The sequence below is a fragment of the Hyphomonas sp. genome (assembly GCF_013823385.1).
Lineage (GTDB): Bacteria > Pseudomonadota > Alphaproteobacteria > Caulobacterales > Hyphomonadaceae > Hyphomonas.
The window spans coordinates 1-1,203 of record NZ_PNMA01000152.1; the positions used below are offsets into that span (position 1 = coordinate 1).

1 protein-coding gene is annotated in these 1,203 nt (G+C 61.0%); it reads left to right on the forward strand.

Features of this window, described 5'->3' with window-relative positions; all coding sequences use genetic code 11:
• The first annotated feature begins 172 nt into the window (after positions 1-172).
• Positions 173-1,177: a helix-turn-helix domain-containing protein gene (locus tag C0456_RS20660; RefSeq protein ID WP_291056626.1), complete on the forward strand. Its 1,005-nt coding sequence runs from the start codon at positions 173-175 to the stop codon at positions 1,175-1,177.
• Positions 1,178-1,203: the final 26 nt, after the last annotated feature.

Genomic DNA, 1,203 nt, shown 5'->3' on the forward strand with positions numbered 1-1,203 from the left:
AGTCGCACGCAATTTGCACATTATTGCGGTTTGACACTATCGCCTGGTCACTGACGTCCCATGAACGTGCCTTTTTGTCCAAAAGCCGTAGCACGTAGACGAAGGCGCACTTAGAAGCGCCATGGTCAGACGTTTGCAGGCAGGGGCTGGCAGGATTTCGCACGGGTGCTCTATGGAACAACAGATTGTTGATCGGCTGCTGACCACTCTTGATGTCGCGGTTGAGGCGTTTGCGCGGTGTCGGATTGATCGCGGGTTCAAACTGATGGCGCGCGGAACCGCCGAGATCGAGGTTCATTATGTGCTGTCCGGCACGCTTCATCTCGATGTGCCGGGGAATGAGCCAATGGTATGCGAGACCGGATCGATTGTGCTCGTGCCGCCCCATCTGCGACAGTCGATGGGTGCCGACGGGGGCGCCGGGACCGAGATGCTTGCCATCGACAACTGTACCCCGGCCCCAAATGGTCTGATGGAGTTTGTTGCCACCAATGGCGGGCCTGGCGATGTGCAATTTGTGTGCGGGCTGATCAGCGCCAATATTTCGGGATCGTTCGGGTTGCTCGATACGGTGCGGCGTCCGATCTGCGAAAAGCTTGACGATCTTCCCATGATCCGGCTGTCATTCGAGATGATGCAGGCGGAGGTTCAGCGTCCCGGCCTTGGTTCGCGCGCGCTTACGGGCGCGTTGATGAAAACATGCGTGTTGGCGCTGCTGCGCCGTCACTTTGGCCGCAGCGACCACGAGACAAGCCTGCTCAGCACCTTGCGCGACCCGCGGCTGGGCAAGGCGGTGGCAGCGGTGCTCGACAAGCCCGCCGCGCGCCACAGCGTCGCCGCGCTTGCGTCCATTGCGGGCATGAGCCGCTCTGCCTTTGCGCGCGAGTTCAGCCAGGCCTTTGCGATGAGTCCGATGGCGTTTGTGGCGCGCACCCGGTTGCATCACGCGGCCGGATTACTGCAATCGACCAACATGCCGGTAAAAGTGATCGCGGCGAGCATTGGGTTTTCAAGCCGAAGCCATTTCAGTCGCGTTTTCCGCGATGCCTATGGCACTGATCCCAGCGCCTATCGGCGGGGCGAGTCCGGGGCTGAGCCGGCGGATGACGCATTGGTGTCGGCGCGCGCACGGTCAAACGGGCATGCCAACCATGATATGGGGTATGCAGCCGCCTGACGCGCATCGTCGGCGGCGTTTGATTA

What these genes read in the sequence shown, in the direction of transcription:
- C0456_RS20660 (WP_291056626.1), top strand. Translation starts at nt 173, where the DNA reads ATGGAACAACAGATTGTTGATCGGCTGCTGACCACTCTTGATGTCGCG.